Origin of the sequence: Advenella mimigardefordensis DPN7 (genome assembly GCF_000521505.1) — a bacterium.
Taxonomy (GTDB): Bacteria; Pseudomonadota; Gammaproteobacteria; order Burkholderiales; family Burkholderiaceae_B; genus Advenella; species Advenella mimigardefordensis.
This window is the reverse complement of record NZ_CP003915.1, coordinates 4,703,982-4,724,203: the sequence shown is the minus strand read 5'-3', so window position 1 is coordinate 4,724,203 and position 20,222 is coordinate 4,703,982. Positions and strand designations below refer to the sequence as shown.

The 20,222-nt window shown below is 54.6% G+C and carries 16 protein-coding genes and 1 pseudogene; 8 read left to right on the top strand and 9 right to left on the bottom strand.

What is annotated here, in order from left to right:
- The first annotated feature begins 69 nt into the window (after positions 1-69).
- The gene (locus MIM_RS21695) at positions 70-999 is read left to right on the top strand and encodes a hydroxymethylglutaryl-CoA lyase (RefSeq protein WP_025374840.1); all 930 of its coding nucleotides are present in this window, start codon (positions 70-72) and stop codon (positions 997-999) included.
- On the top strand, positions 996-2,192 hold the full coding sequence (locus tag MIM_RS21690) for a CaiB/BaiF CoA transferase family protein (RefSeq protein WP_042070694.1): 1,197 nt from the start codon (positions 996-998) through the stop codon (positions 2,190-2,192). Before MIM_RS21695 ends, MIM_RS21690 begins: the two co-directional genes overlap by 4 nt.
- Here MIM_RS21690 and MIM_RS23605 read toward each other — a convergent pair whose 3' ends face one another.
- Positions 2,193-2,918, bottom strand: coding sequence for a CerR family C-terminal domain-containing protein (locus MIM_RS23605; RefSeq protein ID WP_052342363.1), 726 nt, complete (start codon positions 2,916-2,918; stop codon positions 2,193-2,195).
- 126 nt (positions 2,919-3,044) lie between these two features.
- Between MIM_RS23605 and MIM_RS21680 the strand changes: the two genes are divergently transcribed.
- From MIM_RS21680 to MIM_RS21665, 4 genes are read left to right on the top strand one after another with little or no spacing between them, the layout of a single operon-like run.
- Positions 3,045-4,088 carry an efflux RND transporter periplasmic adaptor subunit gene (locus tag MIM_RS21680; RefSeq protein ID WP_025374837.1) on the top strand — a complete coding sequence of 348 codons (1,044 nt, stop codon included), beginning with the start codon at positions 3,045-3,047 and terminating at the stop codon, positions 4,086-4,088.
- Positions 4,085-6,067: an ATP-binding cassette domain-containing protein gene (locus MIM_RS21675; protein WP_025374836.1), complete on the top strand. Its 1,983-nt coding sequence runs from the start codon at positions 4,085-4,087 to the stop codon at positions 6,065-6,067. Before MIM_RS21680 ends, MIM_RS21675 begins: the two co-directional genes overlap by 4 nt.
- Positions 6,064-7,290 (top strand): ABC transporter permease, encoded by a 1,227-nt coding sequence (locus MIM_RS21670; protein WP_025374835.1) that lies wholly within the window; start codon positions 6,064-6,066, stop codon positions 7,288-7,290. The genes MIM_RS21675 and MIM_RS21670 overlap by 4 nt, the downstream gene beginning before the upstream one ends.
- 5 nt (positions 7,291-7,295) lie before the next feature.
- Positions 7,296-8,411, top strand: coding sequence for an ABC transporter permease (locus tag MIM_RS21665; protein ID WP_025374834.1), 1,116 nt, complete (start codon positions 7,296-7,298; stop codon positions 8,409-8,411).
- A gap of 25 nt (positions 8,412-8,436) precedes the next feature.
- Here the strand turns inward: MIM_RS21665 and MIM_RS21660 are convergent, their stop codons facing one another.
- On the bottom strand, positions 8,437-8,925 hold the full coding sequence (locus MIM_RS21660) for a carboxymuconolactone decarboxylase family protein (protein ID WP_025374833.1): 489 nt from the start codon (positions 8,923-8,925) through the stop codon (positions 8,437-8,439).
- 331 nt (positions 8,926-9,256) lie between these two features.
- Positions 9,257-10,705 (bottom strand): MocR-like pyridoxine biosynthesis transcription factor PdxR, encoded by a 1,449-nt coding sequence (gene pdxR / locus MIM_RS21650; protein ID WP_025374832.1) that lies wholly within the window; start codon positions 10,703-10,705, stop codon positions 9,257-9,259.
- A 109-nt stretch (positions 10,706-10,814) separates the two neighbouring features.
- On the opposite strand from pdxR, the gene MIM_RS21645 reads away from it, so the two are divergent.
- Positions 10,815-11,327: a GNAT family N-acetyltransferase gene (locus tag MIM_RS21645; RefSeq protein ID WP_025374831.1), complete on the top strand. Its 513-nt coding sequence runs from the start codon at positions 10,815-10,817 to the stop codon at positions 11,325-11,327.
- A 175-nt stretch (positions 11,328-11,502) separates the two neighbouring features.
- Positions 11,503-12,141 carry an FMN-dependent NADH-azoreductase gene (locus MIM_RS21640; RefSeq protein WP_025374830.1) on the top strand — a complete coding sequence of 213 codons (639 nt, stop codon included), beginning with the start codon at positions 11,503-11,505 and terminating at the stop codon, positions 12,139-12,141.
- 90 nt (positions 12,142-12,231) lie between these two features.
- On the opposite strand, the pseudogene MIM_RS23565 reads toward MIM_RS21640, so the two are convergent.
- From MIM_RS23565 to MIM_RS21610, 6 genes and pseudogenes are all read right to left on the bottom strand, one after another.
- Positions 12,232-13,065, bottom strand: a pseudogene (locus MIM_RS23565) (virulence RhuM family protein).
- A 631-nt stretch (positions 13,066-13,696) separates the two neighbouring features.
- Positions 13,697-15,103 (bottom strand): tRNA uridine-5-carboxymethylaminomethyl(34) synthesis GTPase MnmE, encoded by a 1,407-nt coding sequence (mnmE, locus tag MIM_RS21630; protein WP_025374829.1) that lies wholly within the window; start codon positions 15,101-15,103, stop codon positions 13,697-13,699.
- A 278-nt stretch (positions 15,104-15,381) separates the two neighbouring features.
- Entirely contained in the window at positions 15,382-16,629 is a 1,248-nt protein-coding gene (locus tag MIM_RS21625; protein ID WP_025374828.1) for an NAD(P)/FAD-dependent oxidoreductase, read from the bottom strand.
- Positions 16,630-16,786: 157 nt separating this feature from the next.
- Positions 16,787-18,448, bottom strand: a complete 1,662-nt coding sequence (locus MIM_RS21620; protein ID WP_025374827.1) for an ABC transporter ATP-binding protein — start codon at positions 18,446-18,448, stop codon at positions 16,787-16,789.
- Complete coding sequence (locus MIM_RS21615; RefSeq protein ID WP_025374826.1) at positions 18,448-19,266, bottom strand: ABC transporter permease; 819 nt, start codon at positions 19,264-19,266, stop codon at positions 18,448-18,450. The genes MIM_RS21620 and MIM_RS21615 overlap by 1 nt, the downstream gene beginning before the upstream one ends.
- Positions 19,263-20,207 (bottom strand): ABC transporter permease, encoded by a 945-nt coding sequence (locus MIM_RS21610; RefSeq protein WP_025374825.1) that lies wholly within the window; start codon positions 20,205-20,207, stop codon positions 19,263-19,265. The genes MIM_RS21615 and MIM_RS21610 overlap by 4 nt, the downstream gene beginning before the upstream one ends.
- Between the last annotated feature and the right edge of the window lie 15 nt (positions 20,208-20,222).

Genomic DNA, 20,222 nt, shown 5'->3' with positions numbered 1-20,222 from the left:
TGACCACCCGGGCATTACCATAGAAAGCAATTCATCGTAGACTGTTCCCATCAATGAAAAGGAACTGTCATGACAGATCATGTCCATATTCAGGAGGTCGGCTTACGCGATGGCCTGCAAAGCATCGCGACCACCATGCCGACCGAAGCCAAGATGCGCTGGATCCGCGCTGCATATGATGCGGGCCTGCGCCATATCGAAGTGACCTCATTCGTGCCGCCAAAACTGTTGCCCCAGCTTGCAGACGCCGCGCAAATCGTGGCCTATGCCTTGCAGTTTGACGGTCTGACCGTCACGGCACTGGTACCCAACCTGAAGGGTGCCGACAACGCCCTGAAGGCCGGCGTACATCGCATTGTGGCCCCGATTTCTGTCAGTACACAGCACAGCCTGGCCAATGTCCGTCGCAAGCCTATGGAAATGGTGCAGGAATTTGCCCGCATGCGGGAATTGATCGATGCTTACGGTAGTAGCACAACGCTGATAGCTGGTTTATCCACTGTTTTTGGCTGTACGCTGCAGGGTGAAGTGCCAGTCGATGATGTATGTGATGTCGTTCGCGGCAGTCTTGCCGCGGGTGCCGACACCGTAGCCCTTGCCGATACCACAGGGCACGCCACCCCCGCACAGGTGCAGCGGGTAATTGCTGCGGTGCGCGCCGTCGCCGGCGAGCGTTTGCGCAGCATGCATTTTCATGACACCCGTGGTATGGGTCTGGCCAATACGGTTATCGCACTGCAAAGCGGCATCAGGGAGTTCGATGCATCGCTGGCCGGCATCGGCGGCTGCCCGCATGCGCCTGGCGCCACCGGTAACGTCGTCACTGAAGATCTGGTCTTCATGCTCGAGTCCATGGGCTATCACACCGGTATTTCAGTTGAGCGCCTGCTGGCCTGTCGGCAGATCCTGGCTGAGGCCCTGCCGCAGGAACCTCTCTACGGTTTTATCAATCGGGCAGGTCTGCCCAATACATTCACGCAGCAAAGAGCAACACAATGAATTCAGACACACCACAAGCATTACCTCTGGAAGGTATCCGCGTCGTTGAAATGTCGCATATGGTCATGGGCCCCACCTGCGGCATGATTCTGGCCGATCTGGGCGCAGAAGTCATCAAGGTTGAGCCCCTTACCGGTGACAAGACCCGCCAACTGCTGGGCGCCGGTGCCGGCTTTTTCCGCACGTTCAATCGCAATAAGAAAAGTATTTCGGTTGACATCAAAGACCGGCAAGCCATCGACGCAGTCCTGAAGCTGGTGGATTCGGCTGACGTGTTTGTCGAAAACTTCAAGCCCGGCCGCATGGCCTCTCTGGGTCTTGACTACGACAGTTTAAAGGCACGCAATCCGGGGCTTATTTACGTATCACATAAGGGATTTTTACAGGGCCCGTACGAGAAACGCCTGGCGCTGGATGAAGTGGTGCAGATGATGGCCGGTCTGGCCTATATGACCGGCCCGGTTGGCCGTCCACTGCGTGCGGGTACGTCTGTTAACGATATCATGGGCGGCATGTTCGGCGCGCTGGGTGTTCTGGCCGCATTATTTCAGCGCAACAGCACCGGCCAGGGCAAGGAAATTCAAAGCGCGCTGTTCGAAAACTGCGTGTTGCTGTCAGCACAACATATGCAGCAATATGCCGTGACGGGTGTGGCCGCCAACCCCATGCCGGAGCGCATCAGCGCCTGGGGCATTTATGATACGTTTGAACTGGCCGGTGGCCGTCTTATGTTTATTGCGGCAACGGGCGATGCGCCCTGGAAAGAACTGTGCGATATTCTGCAGCGTCCGGATCTGTATCTTGATCCGCGCCTGAAAACCAATAATGATCGCGTACTCGCGCGGGACTGGCTGATTCCTGAACTGGGTGCAACGCTGCGAGGACTGGACGCCGAAGCGCTGGCACCGGTGTTTGAAGCGCGGCAAATCCCGTTTGCCTTTATCACCAAACCCGAAGAACTGTTCGACGACCCACACCTGCAACAAAGCGGCGGTCTGGGCCGTCAGGTACTGGAAGACGGGTCGACAACGCCCATGCCACTATTGCCCATCAGCATGGACGGCCAGCGCCTGCAGCCACGCCAGCCCATTGCGCGTATCGGCGAACATACTGAAAGCGTATTGCGTGAGCTGGGTTACGAGGCTGCGGAGATTGCCCGTCTGGCCGCAGCCGGGGTGCTGAAGGTGGCGTAATCAGCCCTTGGCAGCAGCAGGCGCATAGCCCGCCTGTTGCGCTATTGCCTGCAGGCCGGCGATGGCAAACGTGTGCATGTGTCGGGCCATATCCTGGACAGCATGCGAATACAGCGGCTGTATCGGCGTCGGAATACGTCGGTCCAGTATCAACAACATCATCACTGGTCCCATCACACTCAATACGGAACGTAGCAGTTGCGGAGAGGTCACTGGCATACCCGTCAGTTCCGCGATCACGTCGCGCAATACCTCGAACTTGGGCAGCGTATCTTCTTCCATGATTTGCGACAACAGGGGTGACGGTGCCAGCAACTCTCGTGCCCACAAGCGGATATGCCAGCTTTTGGCGTCATAGGTTGCGCGTAGCAATCCTTCTATCAGTTGGTAGAGCTTATCGGCAGGCGGCGCGACACTATGCCCGATCTGCCGCACAAAATCCAGGCTCATGACTTCCCGGTGCACCTCCTTGAGCAGCACCAGATACAGACCATCACGGCTGCCGAAATGGTAATTCACCGCTGCCATATTGACAGAGGCAGCTTCGCAGATTGCCTTGCTGGTGGTATCGGCATAACCGCGTTTGGCAAACAGCACACCGGCCTGGGCAATGATATGGCGTACCGTCGCATCGCCATCGCTACGACTGGCGCGGCCGCTGCGAATAGCCGGACTGACAGAGGCCGGTGCAGGACCTACTTTGGCGGGGCGTTTTTTACTAATCATTTCTGGCAATCATGATGTTTGTAATATCAATAACAACAGCGTGCTTTACATATAATTCAAATTTGAATTAGAATTATAACTCATTTGTTCTACGCCGGTACACGATGTGAACGGGTTATTTCAATTATGAATAAAAAAATTGCAGTTGTTGCGGCGCTTGTCCTCATCGCCATCGGGGTAGGCACCTGGTGGTTTTATGGGCGCCCTGCCCCGGCAGCGGATCATCTGACCCTCTATGGCAATATCGATATCCGGCAGGTCTCACTGGCTTTTGAAAACAGCGACCGGGTACGCGAAATGCGGGTTGAAGAAGGTGATCATGTGCAGGCCGGCCAGGTGTTAGCCACACTGGATACACGCAGTCTTGCACTACAGGCCGATCAGGCAAAGGCGCAGGTAGGCGCGCAGGAGCAGGCATTATTGCGATTGAGAAACGGCAGTCGCCCCGAAGAAGTGGAGCAATTGCAGGCTCAGGTAAGGGCTGCAGAAGCCGAAGCCAGACAGGCGCAGCTTCGCTACAAGCGATTAAAAGATATCGCAACGCGCTCCGGCGGCCAGGCTATCAGTAAACAGGAAGTAGATGATACACAAGCCTCGGCGGAAGTGGCACAGGCGCAACTTGAGAATCAGCGCAAGGCCCTGAAACTGGCCCAGATCGGTCCGCGCGCCGAGGATATCGCCCAGGCACAGGCGCAGCTGGAAGCAGCAAAAGCCAGCCTGGCGCTGCTGGAACATCAATTGACCCTGTCCGTGCTGAAATCCCCCACCAACGCAGTGGTGCGTGCGCGCCTGCTGGAACCCGGCGATATGGCTTCCCCCGCCAAACCGGCCTATACCCTGGCGTTAACGTCACCCAAATGGGTGCGGGCCTATGTGAACGAAGTTCAGCTCGGGCATGTACGGCCCGATATGGCAGCTGAAATAGTGACAGACAGTCATCCGGATCAGCCAATCGCCGGGCGCGTAGGCTATATTTCACCGGTAGCAGAATTTACACCAAAGAATGTACAGACCGAGGAGCTGCGTACCAGCCTGGTCTATGAAGTGCGCATTCTGGTTGACGATCCGCAGGACCGGTTGCGCCTTGGCATGCCGGCAACCGTCACGATTGCCCTGGACAAGGCGGTTTCCGACGGCAACAACAGTCCTGAGTCCGGAGCCGGCAAATGACCAGCCGCAGCCCTGCAGTCGACAGCAGCGCTGTCGCCGCAACGGGTCATTGCTCCGCCGGGATAACCGATAGTCTGGCGGAATACGCCGATGTGACGGTCAGCGCCAGCGGGATCAGCAAACGCTTCAAGGTGAAAGAAACCGGTTCTACGGTACTGGCGCTGGATGCAGTAGACATACAGGTTGCCACCGGCCAGCTCACGGCGATCGTCGGCCCCGATGGCGCCGGCAAGACCACCTTTCTCAGGCTGGTCTCCGGACTGATGCGTCCCGACACAGGCATATTGCAGGTACTGGGGATAGACGTCATTCGCAACCCGCAGGCGGTGCAGGACCGCATTAGCTATATGCCGCAAAAGTTCGGCTTGTATGAAGACCTGAGCGTGCAGGAAAATCTGGATCTGTATGCAGATTTGCACGGGGTGAGCGAAGATGTACGCCGCGAGCGCTTCGCCCGGCTGCTGGAGATGACCGATCTGAAGCGATTTACCGCCCGCCTGGCAGGCAAATTGTCCGGCGGCATGAAACAGAAGCTGGGCCTGGCCTGCACACTGGTTCGTTCACCTGCGCTATTGCTGCTGGATGAACCCACCGTTGGTGTAGACCCGCTATCACGACGCGAATTATGGGAAATCGTGCAGCAGTTGCGAGACCAGGAGCAATTATCGGTACTGCTCACCACAGCGTATCTGGACGAAGCCGAACGCTGCGCCAATGTCTATGTGCTGCATGAAGGTAAATTGCTTGCCAGCGGCCCGCCGGAGAAAACCAGTGAACATGCCGGTGGCCTGTGCTATGTGGTCACCCCCGGCAGCAATGAGCATCCTCGCGACTTGCAGGCGCAACTGCTGGATAACACGGCATCGGTCATCGATGCGGTGCCCGAAGCCGGCGACGTGCGCATCATTCTGCGTCAGGAATCAGACCCATCACAATTGCAATTGAACGGGCGACAGATTGAATCTGTCCCGGAACGCCTTGAAGATGGATTCATGGTATTGCTGCGTAGCGGTAGTAGGGCTGCCGACTCTGCAATCGTCGGTCAGGGTGATGAAAATACAGGTAACACTGTCGGAAATCTGACGAACAAGGAAGACGCAAACCCCTTGCAGCAGGCGGAGCGGGTCAATACTGCTGAAGCCGCAGATCAATCACACGATCAATCATATTTATCGAATGCCCCGCTTACGTCCAATGGTAACGGCAATAACGGTATCGTGATTGATGTGCAGGATCTGGTCAGAAAGTTCGGCGAATTTACCGCCGTGGACAGCACCACCTTTAACGTTAAACGTGGTGAGATCTTTGGCTTGCTTGGCCCCAACGGCGCGGGCAAAACCACTACTTTTCGCATGCTTTGCGGGCTGCTGCCTGCGACCAGCGGTCATGCTGAAGTGGCCGGCATGGATATGCGCAAGGCACGCGCCGAAGCCCGGCAGCGTATTGGCTACGTGTCACAAAAATTCGCCCTGTATGGCAATCTATCGGTGATGGAAAACCTGCGCTTTTTTGGTCGTGCGTATGGGCTGATGGGCAGGTCGTTAACGCAACGCATTGGCGTTGTCACCCAGCAGTTCGAACTGCAGCGCTACCAGAAGATGCCCGCCGGTCAGTTGCCGGGAGGCGTTAAACAACGCCTGGCGATGGCGGTGGGACTGCTGCACGAGCCCGATGTGCTGTTTCTGGATGAGCCCACCAGTGGTACTGACCCTCTGGCGCGTCGCGGGTTCTGGCAGCGCATCACCAGACTTGCCGGTGGCGGCACCACTATTGTGATTACAACGCATTTTATGGAAGAAGCCGAATATTGCGATCGTATTGTAATTCAGGATGCCGGAAAACTCGTCGCCTACGGCACTCCGGATGAAGTCCGCAAGCAGGCCGGCGGCACCGACAAAATGACCATGGAAACCGCCTTCATCCGGATTGTCGAGCAGGGACGCAGCGAACGCGCCAATGGGGAAAAGGTGGCGGCATGAACAAAGAACCACAATCGCAATCGCGCACGGCCAACGCCAACGCCAACGCCAACGCCACTGCCACCGCCACCGCAGCTACATCGACGGTACCTCCACAACGTAGTGGTGGCTTCTGGCTGCGTCTTATATCGCTTACGCGCAAGGAATTTCGTCAACTGTGGCGCGACGCCAGCAATCTGATGATTGGCATCGGCCTGCCCATCGCGCTGATCCTGATTTTCGGCTATGCGCTTACCTTTGACGTACGCAATGCACGTGTCGCCGTGGTGCTGGAGGACTCCTCGCCCGTCGCGCAAAACCTGGTATCCAGTCTGGAGCTGTCCGATTATTTTGTGCCGGTTAAGGTGACCTCTATGCACGAGGCCACCGAAATGATGAAAAATCACGAATCCGATGCCATCCTCAGAATTCCATCCGATTTTGCGCGCCGTCTGTCTGTCGGCGATGCTGAGGTACAAGCGCTGCTGCTCGGTTCGGATCCAACCCGCGCCAGCGCCGTCAGAAGCTATCTGGAAGGGGCAATCGCCATATGGGGGCAGAAGCAGGCTTCGCGCAGCCACAGTTCTGCCTCACAGGGCTCGGTGGTGATCGTGGATCGCATGTGGTTCAACGCTGCCAATAACAGCACCTGGTATCTGGTGCCGGGACTTATTTCACTTATCATGACGCTGGTTGGCACTTTTCTGACTGCACTGGTCATGGCGCGCGAGTGGGAACGCGGCACCATCGAAGCCCTGTTTGTCACGCCGGTGCGTCCCGTCGAAATTCTGATTGCAAAAATCATCCCCTATTTCTTTATCGGTCTGCTCGGCCTTGTGATGTGTGTGGCCACCGCCCGCCTGCTGTTCGATGTGCCCATTTACGGTTCGATGGGCGTGCTGGTGCTGGCTTCCATGCTGTATATGTTTGTCTCCCTGGGCATTGGGCTGCTGATCTCCGCCATGACCAAAAACCAGTTTCTTGCCAGCCAGGTGGCACTACTGGCCAGCTTTCTGCCGGCCATGATGCTGTCCGGTTTCATCTTCGATCTGCGCAATGTTCCCACCGCGGTATATGTGATTGGCCAGTTGGTGCCGGCTACCTATTTTCTTGAACTGGTCAAATCGCTTTTTCTGGCAGGCAATTACTGGCCCCTGATTATGAAAAACTGTGGTGTTCTGGCTGTTTATGCCGTCGTTCTGCTGGGGCTGGCACGCTTTGTCACCCGCAAAAAACTGGATTGATCCCTATGCTGGCCTTTTTCAACTATCTGCTGCGCCTGGCCAATCTGTGTCAGAAAGAGTTTATTGCCGTGCTCAAGGATCCGGCCAACCGGGTTATTCTGATCGTGCCTCCCCTCCTGCAAAGCATGTTGTTCGGCTACGCTGCCAATTTCGATCTGACCAACGTGCCCTATGCCGTACTGGATGAAAGTCGCGGCGGCGCATCCACCGAACTTATCGCGCGCTTTGACGGTACCGGCGTTTTTCATCGGGTGGCCACACTGGATTCGGCCAGCCAGATTTCAGACGTGATAGACACCGGTTCGGCCCTGCTGGTGGTGCATTTCAGTCCCGATTTCGAACGGCTGCTGTCGGCCGGCCAGAGCACGCCCCTGCAGGTTATTCTGGACGGCCGCAATTCAACCACAGCAGGATCCGCGGCAGGCCAGCTACAGTCTATCGTTTCAGCCTATAACCAGCGCGATGGTCATAACGGCAAACCGGCAGTGACTGTCACCTCACGCGCCTGGTACAACCCTAATCTGGAAACGCGCTGGAATATTGTGCCGGCGCTGATCGCCTCACTCAGCATGATACAAACCATTATGCTGGCGGCGCTTTCGGTAGCCAGGGAACGTGAGCAGGGCACTTTCGACCAGCTGCTGGTCACCCCCTATACGCCGCTGCAAATCATGATTGGCAAGGCGCTACCGTCCATTGCTATCGGTTTGTTGCAGGCGATGCTGGTGCTGGGCATATCACTATACTGGTTTGATATTCCAATGACCGGCAGCTTCTGGGCGCTCCTGCTGGCCATGCTGATGTTTATGATCGCCATCGTGGGAATCGGCTTGTCGATCTCGGCGCTCTCAGCAAACATGCAACAGGCCATGCTCTACACCTTTGTGCTGATCATGCCGCTGATTCTGCTATCAGGGCTGGCAACACCGGTGAGCAACATGCCCGAGTTCATGCAGATAGCGACTTACGCCAACCCGCTGCGCTTTGCTATTGATCTGGTGCGCCGAATCTATCTGGAAGGCGCGCCACTCACTCTGTTGTGGCATGACTTTATTCCCTTTATAGGAATCACACTTGTGACCATGCCACTGGCGGCGTGGTTGTTTCGCAATAAGCTATAGCGATGGCCGCCTGCATGGATCGCTGTCAGGCTGTTGCCACCGAGGCAGTTTCAGGGGTCGCTTGCGGCGCCGTAACCGGGTGTACTGTTCTGGCGGTGAGCACCAAACGGTTCCAGCCATTGATCGCGACCAGCGCCAGTGTATAGCCGGCAATCTGCGCTTCTGTAAAGAACTCGCGCATGGCGTTGTAATCCTCGTCCGGCGCACCGGTTTGAGATACCAGCGTAATGGCTTCGGCCCAGGCAATCACGGCGCGTTCCCTGGCGCTGAACACCTGTGCCTCACGCCAGACGCAAAGCAGGTCCAGTTGTTGCTCGTTCAAGCCATCTGCACGCGCCTCCTGCAAATGCATATTCACGCAGAATGTGCAGCCATTGATCTGGGAAGCGCGAATTTTGATCAAATGAATCAGTTTTTTATCCAGATCAGGATGCTGCATAACGGCGCCTTCCAGCGCGCACATGGCTTTATAGACAGCAGGGGCGGTTTTGGGAAAATCGTAGCGGGCTTGCATGGTCAACTCCGAAAGTAAGTATGACAGTTGAGATATACCGGATCGGTCTGCGAATACCGGTAGGTCAGTTGGTTGTTGCCTGGCCCCTGCAACATACACGGCTTGCTGCCCGTGAGAATGCCTGATGCCGATGACAATTGAAAACCATGAATGCATGTTAGAACACCGGGCGGCCAGACAAAAGAGCCAAGATTGTGAATTTGCGGTAGGCCATGAATGTTCCTGCAGCCGATATTAGTTTGGTGCGAGTCGTTGCGCAGAACAGAAAAAACTATGCAATGGCCAACCGTTCGGGGTTTGGCAAAAGGAACGCGCTCCAGACTGCCCATCCCTACCGTCTCGTCTGCAAACCGACCTGCAGCAGCGGCAGAATACGTTCACCCAGCTTGCGTGCAGCATCGCGCGAGGTGACGTTGGTAAAGCTCATCAACAGGCCATACGTAACAGGCGGCTGCAAATACCAGCTGGAAAGACCGTGCGCAAACATGCCCTGTCCACATATTCTCTGTGCAATCGCTACGTCATCCATCTGCATCCCATCATGAGGACGCAATATCAGGTGCATACCGCCGGGTTCGAGCTCTACGCGCAACCGATTACCCAGCACGTCCATTAATCCCGCTGCCACAGTCTCACGACGCTCAGCGTACAAGCGACGCATCCGCTGAATATGGCGACTGAAATGGCCTTCCTTCATGAAAGCGGTAACGATCGCCTGCACCAATGCCGGCGCACTGCTGCCCAGCACCTGTGTCGCATCGTCAAACCGCGTTACCAGTCCCCGCGGTACAACACAATAAGCCAGACGAAGGCCGGGAAACATGACTTTGCTGAACGTCCCCGAGTAAATCACCCTGCCCTCGCCGTCCAGGCTTTTAAGTGCAGGCAACGGGCGCCCCAGATAACGGTACTCACCGTCGTAATCATCTTCAATAATCCACGCTTCGCTTTGGGCAGCCCAGTCCAGCAAAGCCGCACGTCGCGCCAGCGACAGCGATACACACAGGGGGCTCTGATGTGCAGGCGTGACCACTGCCAGACGGGCATTTGCTGCACGCTGTTTGCCCTGCTCAACACAAATGCCCTCACCGTCGACAGGCACCGGAACCAGCTCCAGTCCCGCGCTTCTGAGCACATCCCTGGTTGGCGCATACCCGGGATCTTCCACCCATACCCGGTCGCCGGTCATCAGCAACGTGCGCGACACCAGGTCAATGGTTCCCCGATAGCCGGATGTCATAAAAATCTGCTGCGGGATGCAGTCGATGCCGCGCGACACGCGCAGATAGCCGGCAATGGCCTCACGTAGCCTCGTGGCGCCGGCAAAGGGCGGATAAACCATATCCTCTATCTGGGTGCTACGAGCACAGCGGGCGGCCAGGCGGGCCCAGATTTTACGCGGAAAGGCGTCCAGCGCTGGCAAACCCAGTTGAAATGGCGGGACGGGCGGATGCGCTGGCAGCGTATCAAATGTGGCCGCCACCGGTTCGGCTGGCAGGCGCGTACCACCCAGATGCTCCAGGCCGGGCATAACGACCGTTCCGGCCTGGCCCCGAGCCTGCACATAACCTTCAGAGGCCAGCAAATCATAGGCAGACTCAATCGTGCCACGAGCCAGGCCCAGCTCCTTAGCCAGCGCACGCGCAGCCGGTATGCGCTCTCCAGGCGATATCAAACCGTCTGTAATGGCATGGCGCAGACGCAGATAAATCTGCTGGTACAAAGGCATACTGGCATGTGGATCCAGTGACGATAAACCATAGCGCTGTGTCGAATTCATGGACTAGTCCGTATCGTAATTCTTGGCTCTTCAGATTATGGCATAAGCACATTAATATTTTTCTCTGAAGACCTCTGAAGACTTATCACATTTGAAAAGGAGACCGCAAATGACACAGCCAGCCCAGGTTGCCAGTCCTGCCGATGAACGCAATGACAGGGATCCAACGGGGCAACCCGTACCGCTCTTAGTGACCCACCTTGACAGTGAAACTCAGATTCGTGCTGCCTTCACCGTCATGCAACAACTGCGTCCACAGCTGAAAGATGCAGATGATATGCTGGCCCGTGTGCAGCGAATGCAGCAAAGCGCCGGTTATCGCATGCTCGCCGTACTGACTAATACAAATGTGATAGCCATTGCCGGCTATCGCCTCCAGGAAAATCTCATTTACGGTCCGTTCCTGTACGTTGATGATCTGGTTACCCTGGGCACAGCCAGAGGCCAGCGCTGCGGCGCCAGGCTGCTGCAGGCATTACAGACGATCGCGATGGATGCTGGTTGCACGCGTCTTGTTCTGGATACCGGCCTGGCTAACTCGCTTGCCCAGCGTTTTTATTTTCGCCAGGGCTTATTGAGCTCTGGATTGCATTTCAGTATGACGCTACCGGTCTCCACTTGACGCCACTTAAGGTACGTACGGCAATAACGTTATGACGATCGTCCTCATCTTTTAATAATATACTTTATATTTAAATTAATTAAACTACGAAATAATCACAGATGTGATCTTGATTTTTTTTACCATCACCATTAATCGCGTCTTCGGATACGTGCGCTTCAAATACGGAACACCAATGAAATTATTACATTTGACATTCAGTCCTCGCGGAGAAAATTCTGAAAGCACGCAGCTATCTCAGGCCATCGTTGACCAGCTTTGTAACCAGTACTCTATAAGCCATATCACCAGCCGCGACTGGCGTCTTCATGCAACCTCGGCGATTGATGCCAACTACGCCACAGCGCTGTCCAGTGCCGCCCGTAGCAGCGATGAAGGATTGTCGTATGAGGGATCGCTGGAAGAATCAGAACGTTTGATATGCGAACTTGAAGAAGCGGATATGGTTGTGATTGGGACCCCGATGCACAACTTCACCGTGCCCGCTACGCTCAAAACATGGATCGACCTTGTGGTACGCGTCAACCGCAGCTTCACTATCACCCCTTCAGGAAAAGTGGGTACGCTGAGCAACAAGCCGGTATATATTGCGATTGCAGCCGGCGGCTTCTTTGGTAGCGAACAGAGTCGCCAGCCGGATTTTCTGACACCCTATCTGAAAGCCATTCTGGGAACGATCGGGCTGCATGATTTGCGATTTTTTTCAGCGCAGGGGATGGCGCTGGATATAAGCAAAGTCAAGGTGCAGAGGCAGAAAGCGCTTGATCGGATAACGAGTATCGGGACCGAAATAATCGAGTCAGAAGGAACGTGAAACGAGCCAATAAAGTCTGCCATAAAGTCGAGTATGAAACGCCAGAAGTGACATCAGCATATCTGTATGCCCCGAGCCTTATTCGTACTCTCAGGTGTTCGACTCATCGACCTCCATTTCTCTCACCGCCTTGTCGAAGTCACTTTCAAATAGTCTATCCTGCACAATTCTGTATTTCTCAAACTCACTTTCTGCGCGTGCCTGAGCCAGTTTTGCGGAAATCCCGCCGCTGTCTTTTAGCACATCCCGGTCATCAAACTCCAGAAAGGCGTCCAGACGCTTGGACCAGTCTTCCATGCTCATGGGAATCTTGCGCCGAGCACGATCCTCGGCCAATTCCAGATAGGCATTGACGATACGACCCAACGAGTCCGATTCATCCTTAGTCAGGTAGTTCTTGGCGACGGCCACGTCAGTTTTCAGTATCTTGCCTTCAGGTGCACTCGCCCAGGAAGTGAGTCCCATATGCGGCTTGCTACTATCGGCCCGCTTGTGAACCTACTCTGCAGCGGTATGGCCGTGGATGGCGAAATGCAGTTTGTTCTGCACCTTAGCAAAGAATGCCTTGGTAGTGGGTGCATCCTTGTTGTAATCCACACTGGTGGCGTAGATGTCGGTGATCTTCTGGTAAAAGCGTCGCTCGCTGAGGCGGATTTCGCGGATTTCCGCCAACAGGCGCTCGAAGTAATCTTCGCCCAGGAAGCTGCCGTTTTCCATGCGCTGGCGATCCAGTACATAGCCTTTAATAGCGAATTCACGCAGTACACCAGTCGCCCACTGGCGGAACTGCGTTGCACGTATGGAGTTGGCGCGATAGCCGACGGAAATGATGGCATCGAGATTGTAGAAATCCACAGTTCTGGAGACTTCCCGACTACCTTCTTGCTGAACTATCCGGGATTTCCGGATAGTTGCCTCAGACATAAGTTCCTGGCTGGCAAATATGTTCTTCAGATGCTCGTTGACCGTGCGCACGTCTACCCCGAACAACTCTGCCATCAGCTTCTGCGACAGCCATAGCGTCTCATCCTCATAGCGTCTCATCCTCATAGCGGGCCTCGATGCTCTGTTCGCCGGCCTGGCCTGTGAAGATCAGGAACTCAGCTGTGCTGTTACGAATCAATTTTTTTCCATTCATACCAAACTATCTCCACTTGGGCTGTACTTAGACCAAGTATGCAACACTGCGATTCCCTTTACTTTAACGCCAATGCGATAACGCAGCCGGGCTAAATATGTCCACCTACTCCTTTGAATTTTTCGACAAAGGCGGAGATCTTCCGGAAGACACCTTTTTTGAAAGGTACTCCAGATTGAGAGGGCTCAACCTGGGCAGGAATGCATTAAGTTCGTACCATTCTCGCTGACGAATTTGTGCTTCGGTAAGGTGCTAATGTACCGATTTAGCGGATTTTACTTAGCTTGACGCATTGATCTTGCGCTAACCGAGCAGCGCATAAGGGCTGTTTAAATCTATCGCCCAACCATCATTGATATGGCACAAATTGTCTGATAGATTGTTCATGATACCGCCCAGTAACGTCGCCAGCAGTTGTCACTTCCCAATACAAAAATTCGAAAAAATCTCACCCAACAAATCATCGCTGGAGAACTGGCCGGTAATGCTCCACAGCGATTCGTGCGCTAATCGCAATTCTTCGGCGAACAGATCCAGCACTCGATCGTTTTGCGCCGCATGATCCTTGGCATTTAGCAAATGCTGTGCCGCTTTTTGCAGGGCTTCCAGATGCCGCTCGCGGGCCAGCCACGGTGACTCAGCACCGGGGTTCCAGCCTGCAATCTGCAATAATTTACTGCGCAATACATCCAGACCGGTTTCGTGAACAGCAGAAATGAGAATACGCGAAACCTCGTGGCTGCTGGCTGTATTGCCACCTGCCGCGGGTCGTGCAATCAGCGCCTTCAGAGCCGCTTCATCAAGCAGATCGATTTTATTGAAGACTTCCAGCACAGGTGTGCGCTGGGGTAGCCGCTGCGTAATCCCGGCATCCAGTTCGTCGTTTGGCGTGCGCGCATCCTGCAAGTGAATAATCACATTTGCCTTGGCAATTTCCGCCCAGCTGCGCGCGATGCCAATACTTTCCACGGTGTCATCGGTGTCGCGCAGACCTGCTGTGTCAACAATATGGATCGGCACGCCTTCAATATGGATCTGCTGCGTCACTTTGTCGCGGGTGGTGCCGGCAATCGGTGTGACAATCGCAATATCGTCGCCAGCCAGGGCGTTAAGCAGACTGGATTTACCCACATTCGGCTGCCCCGCCAGTACAACGTGCAAGCCTTCGCGCAGAATCATGCCCTGACGCGCCTGCCGCACCAGTTCGGCCATGTCGCCGATAATCCCGCCAAGGGTTTCGCGGGCCTGATATTTTTCCAGAAACTCGATTTCTTCTTCCGGAAAATCCAGCGTCGCCTCTACCAGCATGCGCAAGTGAATAATCTGATCTGCCAGATTGTTCACCTGGGTAGAAAAGGAACCGCTTAATGAGGCCATGGCGCTGCGGGCGGCAGCTTCTGATGAAGCATCGATCAAATCGGCCACGGCTTCAGCCTGCGCCAGATCCAGGCGGTTATTCAGAAACGCACGCTGGGTAAACTCACCAGGCTCAGCGTGACGCATGCGCATTGGCACACCCACCTGCAGGCAGCGATCCAGGATTCTTTTCAATACCGCCGGGCCACCATGCCCCTGCAATTCCAGCACATCTTCACCGGTATATGAATTCGGTGCCCGAAAATAGATGGCGATGCCTTCATCAATCGGCTCACCCTTGCTGTCGCAAAATGGCAGGAAATAGGCATGGCGTGCGGCCAGTTCGCGCCCGAATAACTGCGAGATCAACCCGGTCAGATCGGGGCCTGAAATACGGATGACACCGATACCGCCGCGTCCTGGTGCGGTGGCGATAGCAGCTATAGGATCGTTGGCAGGAGCAGACATAGGCAAGACATCAGTGAAGTTAGCCTATTATATCGGTTATTTCCCGGCCTGATCCTGAAACTTATCAGACAGATTCGGTGTTACGACTGGAGAATATAGTAAGAGGAATAGAATGAATATCCCGCTGTTCGATCCCAAAAATTGGGATATTGGGCATCTGAAACACATTTATGGCGGTAGACCATAGACTTTTCTGCAAATAGTGATAGAATTAAATCTCAGCCACTTGCCCGCACATTGTGCGGGCATTTTTTTTGCTCCTACACGGCGTCAAGCTGTCAAAGACTTCCATACCGCTGCAAACGATAGGGTGTTGCATCAAAACCAGTGTCTTCGCCCGTCATCAAGTCTGCTATCAGCCTGCCTGTAACTGGCCCTAGGGTAAATCCATGATGAGCATGACCAAATGCCATCCACAGACCACGATGACGGAATGCCGGCCCGATTACCGGAAGCATATCAGGGAGGCAAGGCCTGGCGCCCATCCAGGGATTAGCCTCTACCGGTTCACCTAACGAGATCATCTGCGCTGCTTTCGCCCGCGCTTTGTCCAATTGCACTGGAGATGCGTGCGCATCCCGAGGAGCCAGCTCAACGCCTGTCGTCAACCGAATGCCATTTGTCATTGGCGATAACACAAAGCCATGTTCCACATCAACAACAGGATGCGTCAGCATTGAACGCTCGTTCACCCTGAAGTGTTGGTGATATCCCCGTTTTACAGCCATGGGGATTCGATAACCCAATGGCTTGAGGACATCGACCGACCAGGGTCCTAACGCAATGACAGCGTTATTTGTCTGTAAAAGCCCAGCGTCGGTGCTAGTCTTCCAGGTATTCTCACATTGGCGAAGCGTCAGCGCATCGCCCCGCAACAGTCTGCCGCCTCGCTTAACGAAAAGCGCCGCATAACCCCTTACCACAGCGCCAGGGTCGCTGACCGTTACAGGATCCAGCCAATGAATTGCTCCGGCCATGATCGGCTTCAAGTGCGGCTCGTGCGCCGCCAGACCTTGCTGATCCAGTATGCGGTAGCGCAAGCCATACGATTCTAACCTTTCAGCATCAGCAACAGCGCGTGTCAGCCATCGCTGACTGCGTAGGCACTCGATCCAGCCGGTACGACGAAATAGATGTGTGATACCGGCTGCTTGCGCCAGCTCATCATGCTCCAGAACACTGCGTTCGATCATGGGCAGCATGTGAGCCGTGGCCTGTGCAAGCCTTTTCGGTGAGGAATGCCACCAGTATCGTGCAAGCCATGTAGCAATTTGCGGCAAAAATAGCGGTTGATAGCTAACGTCAGTTCGTCGGTTGAGCGCATAGGACAGCAATAGACGAATATCACGCGGAAACGCATATGGAATGACGCTGGATCGCTCAATCAGACCCGCGTTACCAAAACTGGTTTCCAGCCCCGGCTCGCGCCTGTCCAGCAAAACAACATCGCGTCCTTTTGCCTGTAAATGCAGGGCGATCGATACACCGACAATCCCTGCGCCTAAAACAACGACATCGGCTTTCAAACGCGACGCTCCCAGTTCATGCGCAAGCGATTGTTGATCAAGCCACGCGCTGCCGATCTGTTGAGCATGGTCATCATTGCAAAAATTTTCATTCTTCATGCAATTGCATTTGTTATTGATACGCCGCGTGTTGACAATGTGATCACCCCGATATCGTTTAGACATCATTCCTTGACTGTTTAGACTGAAATCTCCATCGAGTTTGGACACCACCGCTGGGCGTTGTCTCCAACAGAGGAATAGCTGACAGCAGTTCGCGAGTATAGGCGTGTTGTGGTGCATCGAATATAGCGTCACGACTACCTTGTTCGACGATTCTTCCTTTTTGCATCACCGCTACACGATCCGCAACCTGCTCCACGACGGCAAGATCGTGACTGATGAATAGACAAGAGAAGCCGTAATGTTTTTGCAGTTCTGAAAAAAGACTCAAAATTTGAGCGCGAACGGTAACGTCCAACGCCGATACCGGTTCGTCAGCAATCACGAATTTTGGCCTTCTGGACAACGCACGGGCTATGGCAATGCGTTGTCGCTGCCCTCCTGACAGTGCATTTGGATAGCGATCGGCATATTCCTGTGCAGGCAGACCGACCTCGTCAAGCACCTCGTCGATTCGCCGGTTTCGTGCGCGATGCTCCATTTGGGGCACCGAACGCAAGGACTCTTCCACCAGCTTGCGCACCGTCATTCTCGGGTCCAGTGAAGAATACGGGTCCTGAAATACCATCTGACAATCATGCCGGTACCGTTGCCAGGAGGAACTAGCTCTATCGACGGGTTCACCATCAAATGCCAGATGCCCATCCGTTTGGCGTAACAGTCCGGCAATGGTCCAGCCCAATGTGGTCTTTCCCGAGCCGGAACCACCGACCAGAGCCAGAACTTCACGGGCGTGAATCTGCAGATCGATGCCGTGTAAGGCTCTGACCCCCTGGCTTTTCCTGAACAGGGCGCCGCGCCCTGGATAATCCACCACGATATTCTTTGCCTCGACAACCGGCGTCACCGTTCGATCAATCTTCCGCGCCTGGCCTCGTACAGGCAGAGACGACAACAGTTTTCTGGTGTATGGATGCCTGGGTGCAGCGATGATGTCGGCTGTAGGCCCCTGTTCGACGATTCGGCCATGTTCCATCACAATAACTTTATCCGTATACCGCGCCACCATCGGCAAGTCGTGGCTGATCAGCAATACTGCCGTTTGTTGCTCACGCGTGAGTTCGACCATCAATTCCAGCACATCGCGCTGAACGATGGCATCGAGTGCGGTCGTCGGCTCGTCTGCAATCAGCAGCTCTGGTTTGACCAACATCACGGCGGCCAGCATGATGCGCTGTCGCATCCCGCCAGAAAAGTGATGCGGATAGGCAGTCAGTGATTTTTCGGGATCCTGAATGCCAATGCGCGAGAGCATTTGCACTGTCAATTCCCGCCGCCTGACCGCCGTATGATCACTGTGCAACGCCAGTCCTTCGTCCAATTGCCGGCCAATCGTCATCGAAGGATTCAGCGATGTCATGGGCTCCTGAAATACCATCCCGACTTTGGCACCCCGCAGTTGGTGCAATCGCTTTGAAGGCATCGCCGTGACATCCTGGCCATCAAACGCAATACGGCCCTCAACTCTCTTAATCGCAGGCGGCTCCAGGCGCATGACAGCACGTGCTGTCATACTTTTACCTGAGCCAGATTCACCGACGATACCAACGATTTCGCCGCGCATAATGGCAAAGCCAATATCGTCAACCACCCGTTTTCCACCTTGACGGGTTTCAAGCTGAAGGTGATTCACCTCTAAAAGCGGTGTTGCGTCCATTATTTCCCCTTAGCGTATGGATCAAGTTTGTCTTGCAGCGCATCACCCAGCAAATTGATACCAAGTAAAGTCATGGAAATACACAAGCCCGGGAAGATGCCCAGCCAGCTAGCTTGCATCATAAACGGCCGGCTTCCCGCCAGCATGTTGCCCCATGTGGGGGCCGGTGGCGGCACGCCAAGCCCGAGAAAACTGAGTGAGCTTTCCGCCAGCAGAACCCAGCCAAACATGGAAGTTGCCAGCACGATCATGGGACCAAAACAGTTGGGAAGAATATGCCGAAACAAAATGAAAGTTTCGGAATTACCCATAATGCGGGAAGCGTGAATGAATTCCCTTTCCCGCAAAGGCAATACGGTGCCTCGCACCAGCCGCAGTACCGAAGGCAGATAAGCGACACCCAGCGCTACAACGATGCCGTACTTGTTGGCACCCACCACTGCCAGCAAGCCCAGCGCAAGCAATATGCCGGGAAACGCGAGCAACGCATCAGTAAAACACATCATGATACGATCCACCCACCCGCGCACATATCCCGCGATCAACCCGAGCACCGTACCGACAAACATGGCGATAAAAACAGTCATGAAACTGATGCCTACACTGGTGGTTGCACCATACAGAATCCGGCTGAACGTGTCGCGACCGAATTCATCTGTACCCAGCCAGTAAATAGCGTCAGGGGCCTGTAATCGATGCCCGAAATCGAGGGCCATGGGATCAAACGGCGTCCAGAATGCGCCTAACAAGGCAGCCGTCAGGATCACACCACAAAGCAGGGATCCAAGCAGGAGGTTGGTATTAATGTTCGATTTCATGACACAGTCACTCGCGGATCGAATATGGGGTAACAAAGATCTACCAGAAGGTTGACCAAAACATAGATCAGGGCAATGAACAGCAAGCACCCCTGTATCACGGGGTAATCACGTGCGAAAATCCCGTCCACAAGTAAACGTCCCAAACCGGGTATCGTAAATACTGTCTCGACAACCGCTACACCACCCAACAAATTGCCCAGTACTAACCCGATCAGTGTCCAGGTAGGACCAAAGGCGTTCTTGAATGTATGACGCCAAAGCACCATTCGTTCTGAGAGTCCTTTGGCCCTTGCGTGTGTGACATAATCAAGCCGCAATACATCCAGTGTAGAGGCCCGCGCCATCCTGAGAATGACGCCGATTTCGTGCAAAAACAGAGTGGTGATCGGCATGACAAGATAGAGTATGCCGGCACGCCAATCTTCCATTGGAGAGACATAACCCACCACGGGCAGCCAACCGAGGTGTAGCCCAAAAAAAAGCAGAAACAAGAGTCCCAGCCAGAAGGTCGGGATCGAAAGCAAAAGTGTTGCTGTGCTCACCAGTATGGTATCGGACAGTTTGTTCTGGCGCCAGGCTGCAATCATCCCGGCAGGGACTGCGACCACACTGGCAAACAACACGGCACACAACACGATGGGAGCACTGATAGTGAACCTCTGTAAAACCAGAGAAGTAACGGATTCACCCGTCGAGATCGAGACCCCCAGGTCCCCTCTGAACACATTGCCAAACCAGATTGCCATCTGCTCAGGGAGACTGCGATCCAATCCAAGTTGCCTGCGCAGCTCTTCCAGACTGGCCGGATCTGCCATGTCGCCAAGCATGAGTGCAGCGGGATCACCAGGAATCAGGCGAATAAGCATAAATACTGTGATCGCGACTATCAACAGTGTAGGGATTGCCATTACTACACGGGTGCATATAAACCGGAGCATAATGTACTATTCCAA

Excerpts from the sequence above, each read along its gene's own strand:
- MIM_RS21695 (WP_025374840.1), top strand. The coding sequence starts at position 70 with ATGACAGATCATGTCCATATTCAGGAGGTCGGCTTACGCGATGGCCTG.
- MIM_RS21690 (WP_042070694.1), top strand. The coding sequence starts at position 996 with ATGAATTCAGACACACCACAAGCATTACCTCTGGAAGGTATCCGCGTC.
- MIM_RS23605 (WP_052342363.1), bottom strand. The coding sequence starts at position 2,918 with ATGATTAGTAAAAAACGCCCCGCCAAAGTAGGTCCTGCACCGGCCTCT.
- MIM_RS21680 (WP_025374837.1), top strand. The coding sequence starts at position 3,045 with ATGAATAAAAAAATTGCAGTTGTTGCGGCGCTTGTCCTCATCGCCATC.
- MIM_RS21675 (WP_025374836.1), top strand. The coding sequence starts at position 4,085 with ATGACCAGCCGCAGCCCTGCAGTCGACAGCAGCGCTGTCGCCGCAACG.
- MIM_RS21670 (WP_025374835.1), top strand. The coding sequence starts at position 6,064 with ATGAACAAAGAACCACAATCGCAATCGCGCACGGCCAACGCCAACGCC.
- MIM_RS21665 (WP_025374834.1), top strand. The coding sequence starts at position 7,296 with ATGCTGGCCTTTTTCAACTATCTGCTGCGCCTGGCCAATCTGTGTCAG.
- MIM_RS21660 (WP_025374833.1), bottom strand. The coding sequence starts at position 8,925 with ATGCAAGCCCGCTACGATTTTCCCAAAACCGCCCCTGCTGTCTATAAA.
- pdxR (WP_025374832.1), bottom strand. The coding sequence starts at position 10,705 with ATGAATTCGACACAGCGCTATGGTTTATCGTCACTGGATCCACATGCC.
- MIM_RS21645 (WP_025374831.1), top strand. The coding sequence starts at position 10,815 with ATGACACAGCCAGCCCAGGTTGCCAGTCCTGCCGATGAACGCAATGAC.
- MIM_RS21640 (WP_025374830.1), top strand. The coding sequence starts at position 11,503 with ATGAAATTATTACATTTGACATTCAGTCCTCGCGGAGAAAATTCTGAA.
- mnmE (WP_025374829.1), bottom strand. The coding sequence starts at position 15,103 with ATGTCTGCTCCTGCCAACGATCCTATAGCTGCTATCGCCACCGCACCA.
- MIM_RS21620 (WP_025374827.1), bottom strand. The coding sequence starts at position 18,448 with ATGGACGCAACACCGCTTTTAGAGGTGAATCACCTTCAGCTTGAAACC.
- MIM_RS21615 (WP_025374826.1), bottom strand. The coding sequence starts at position 19,266 with ATGAAATCGAACATTAATACCAACCTCCTGCTTGGATCCCTGCTTTGT.
- MIM_RS21610 (WP_025374825.1), bottom strand. The coding sequence starts at position 20,207 with ATGCTCCGGTTTATATGCACCCGTGTAGTAATGGCAATCCCTACACTG.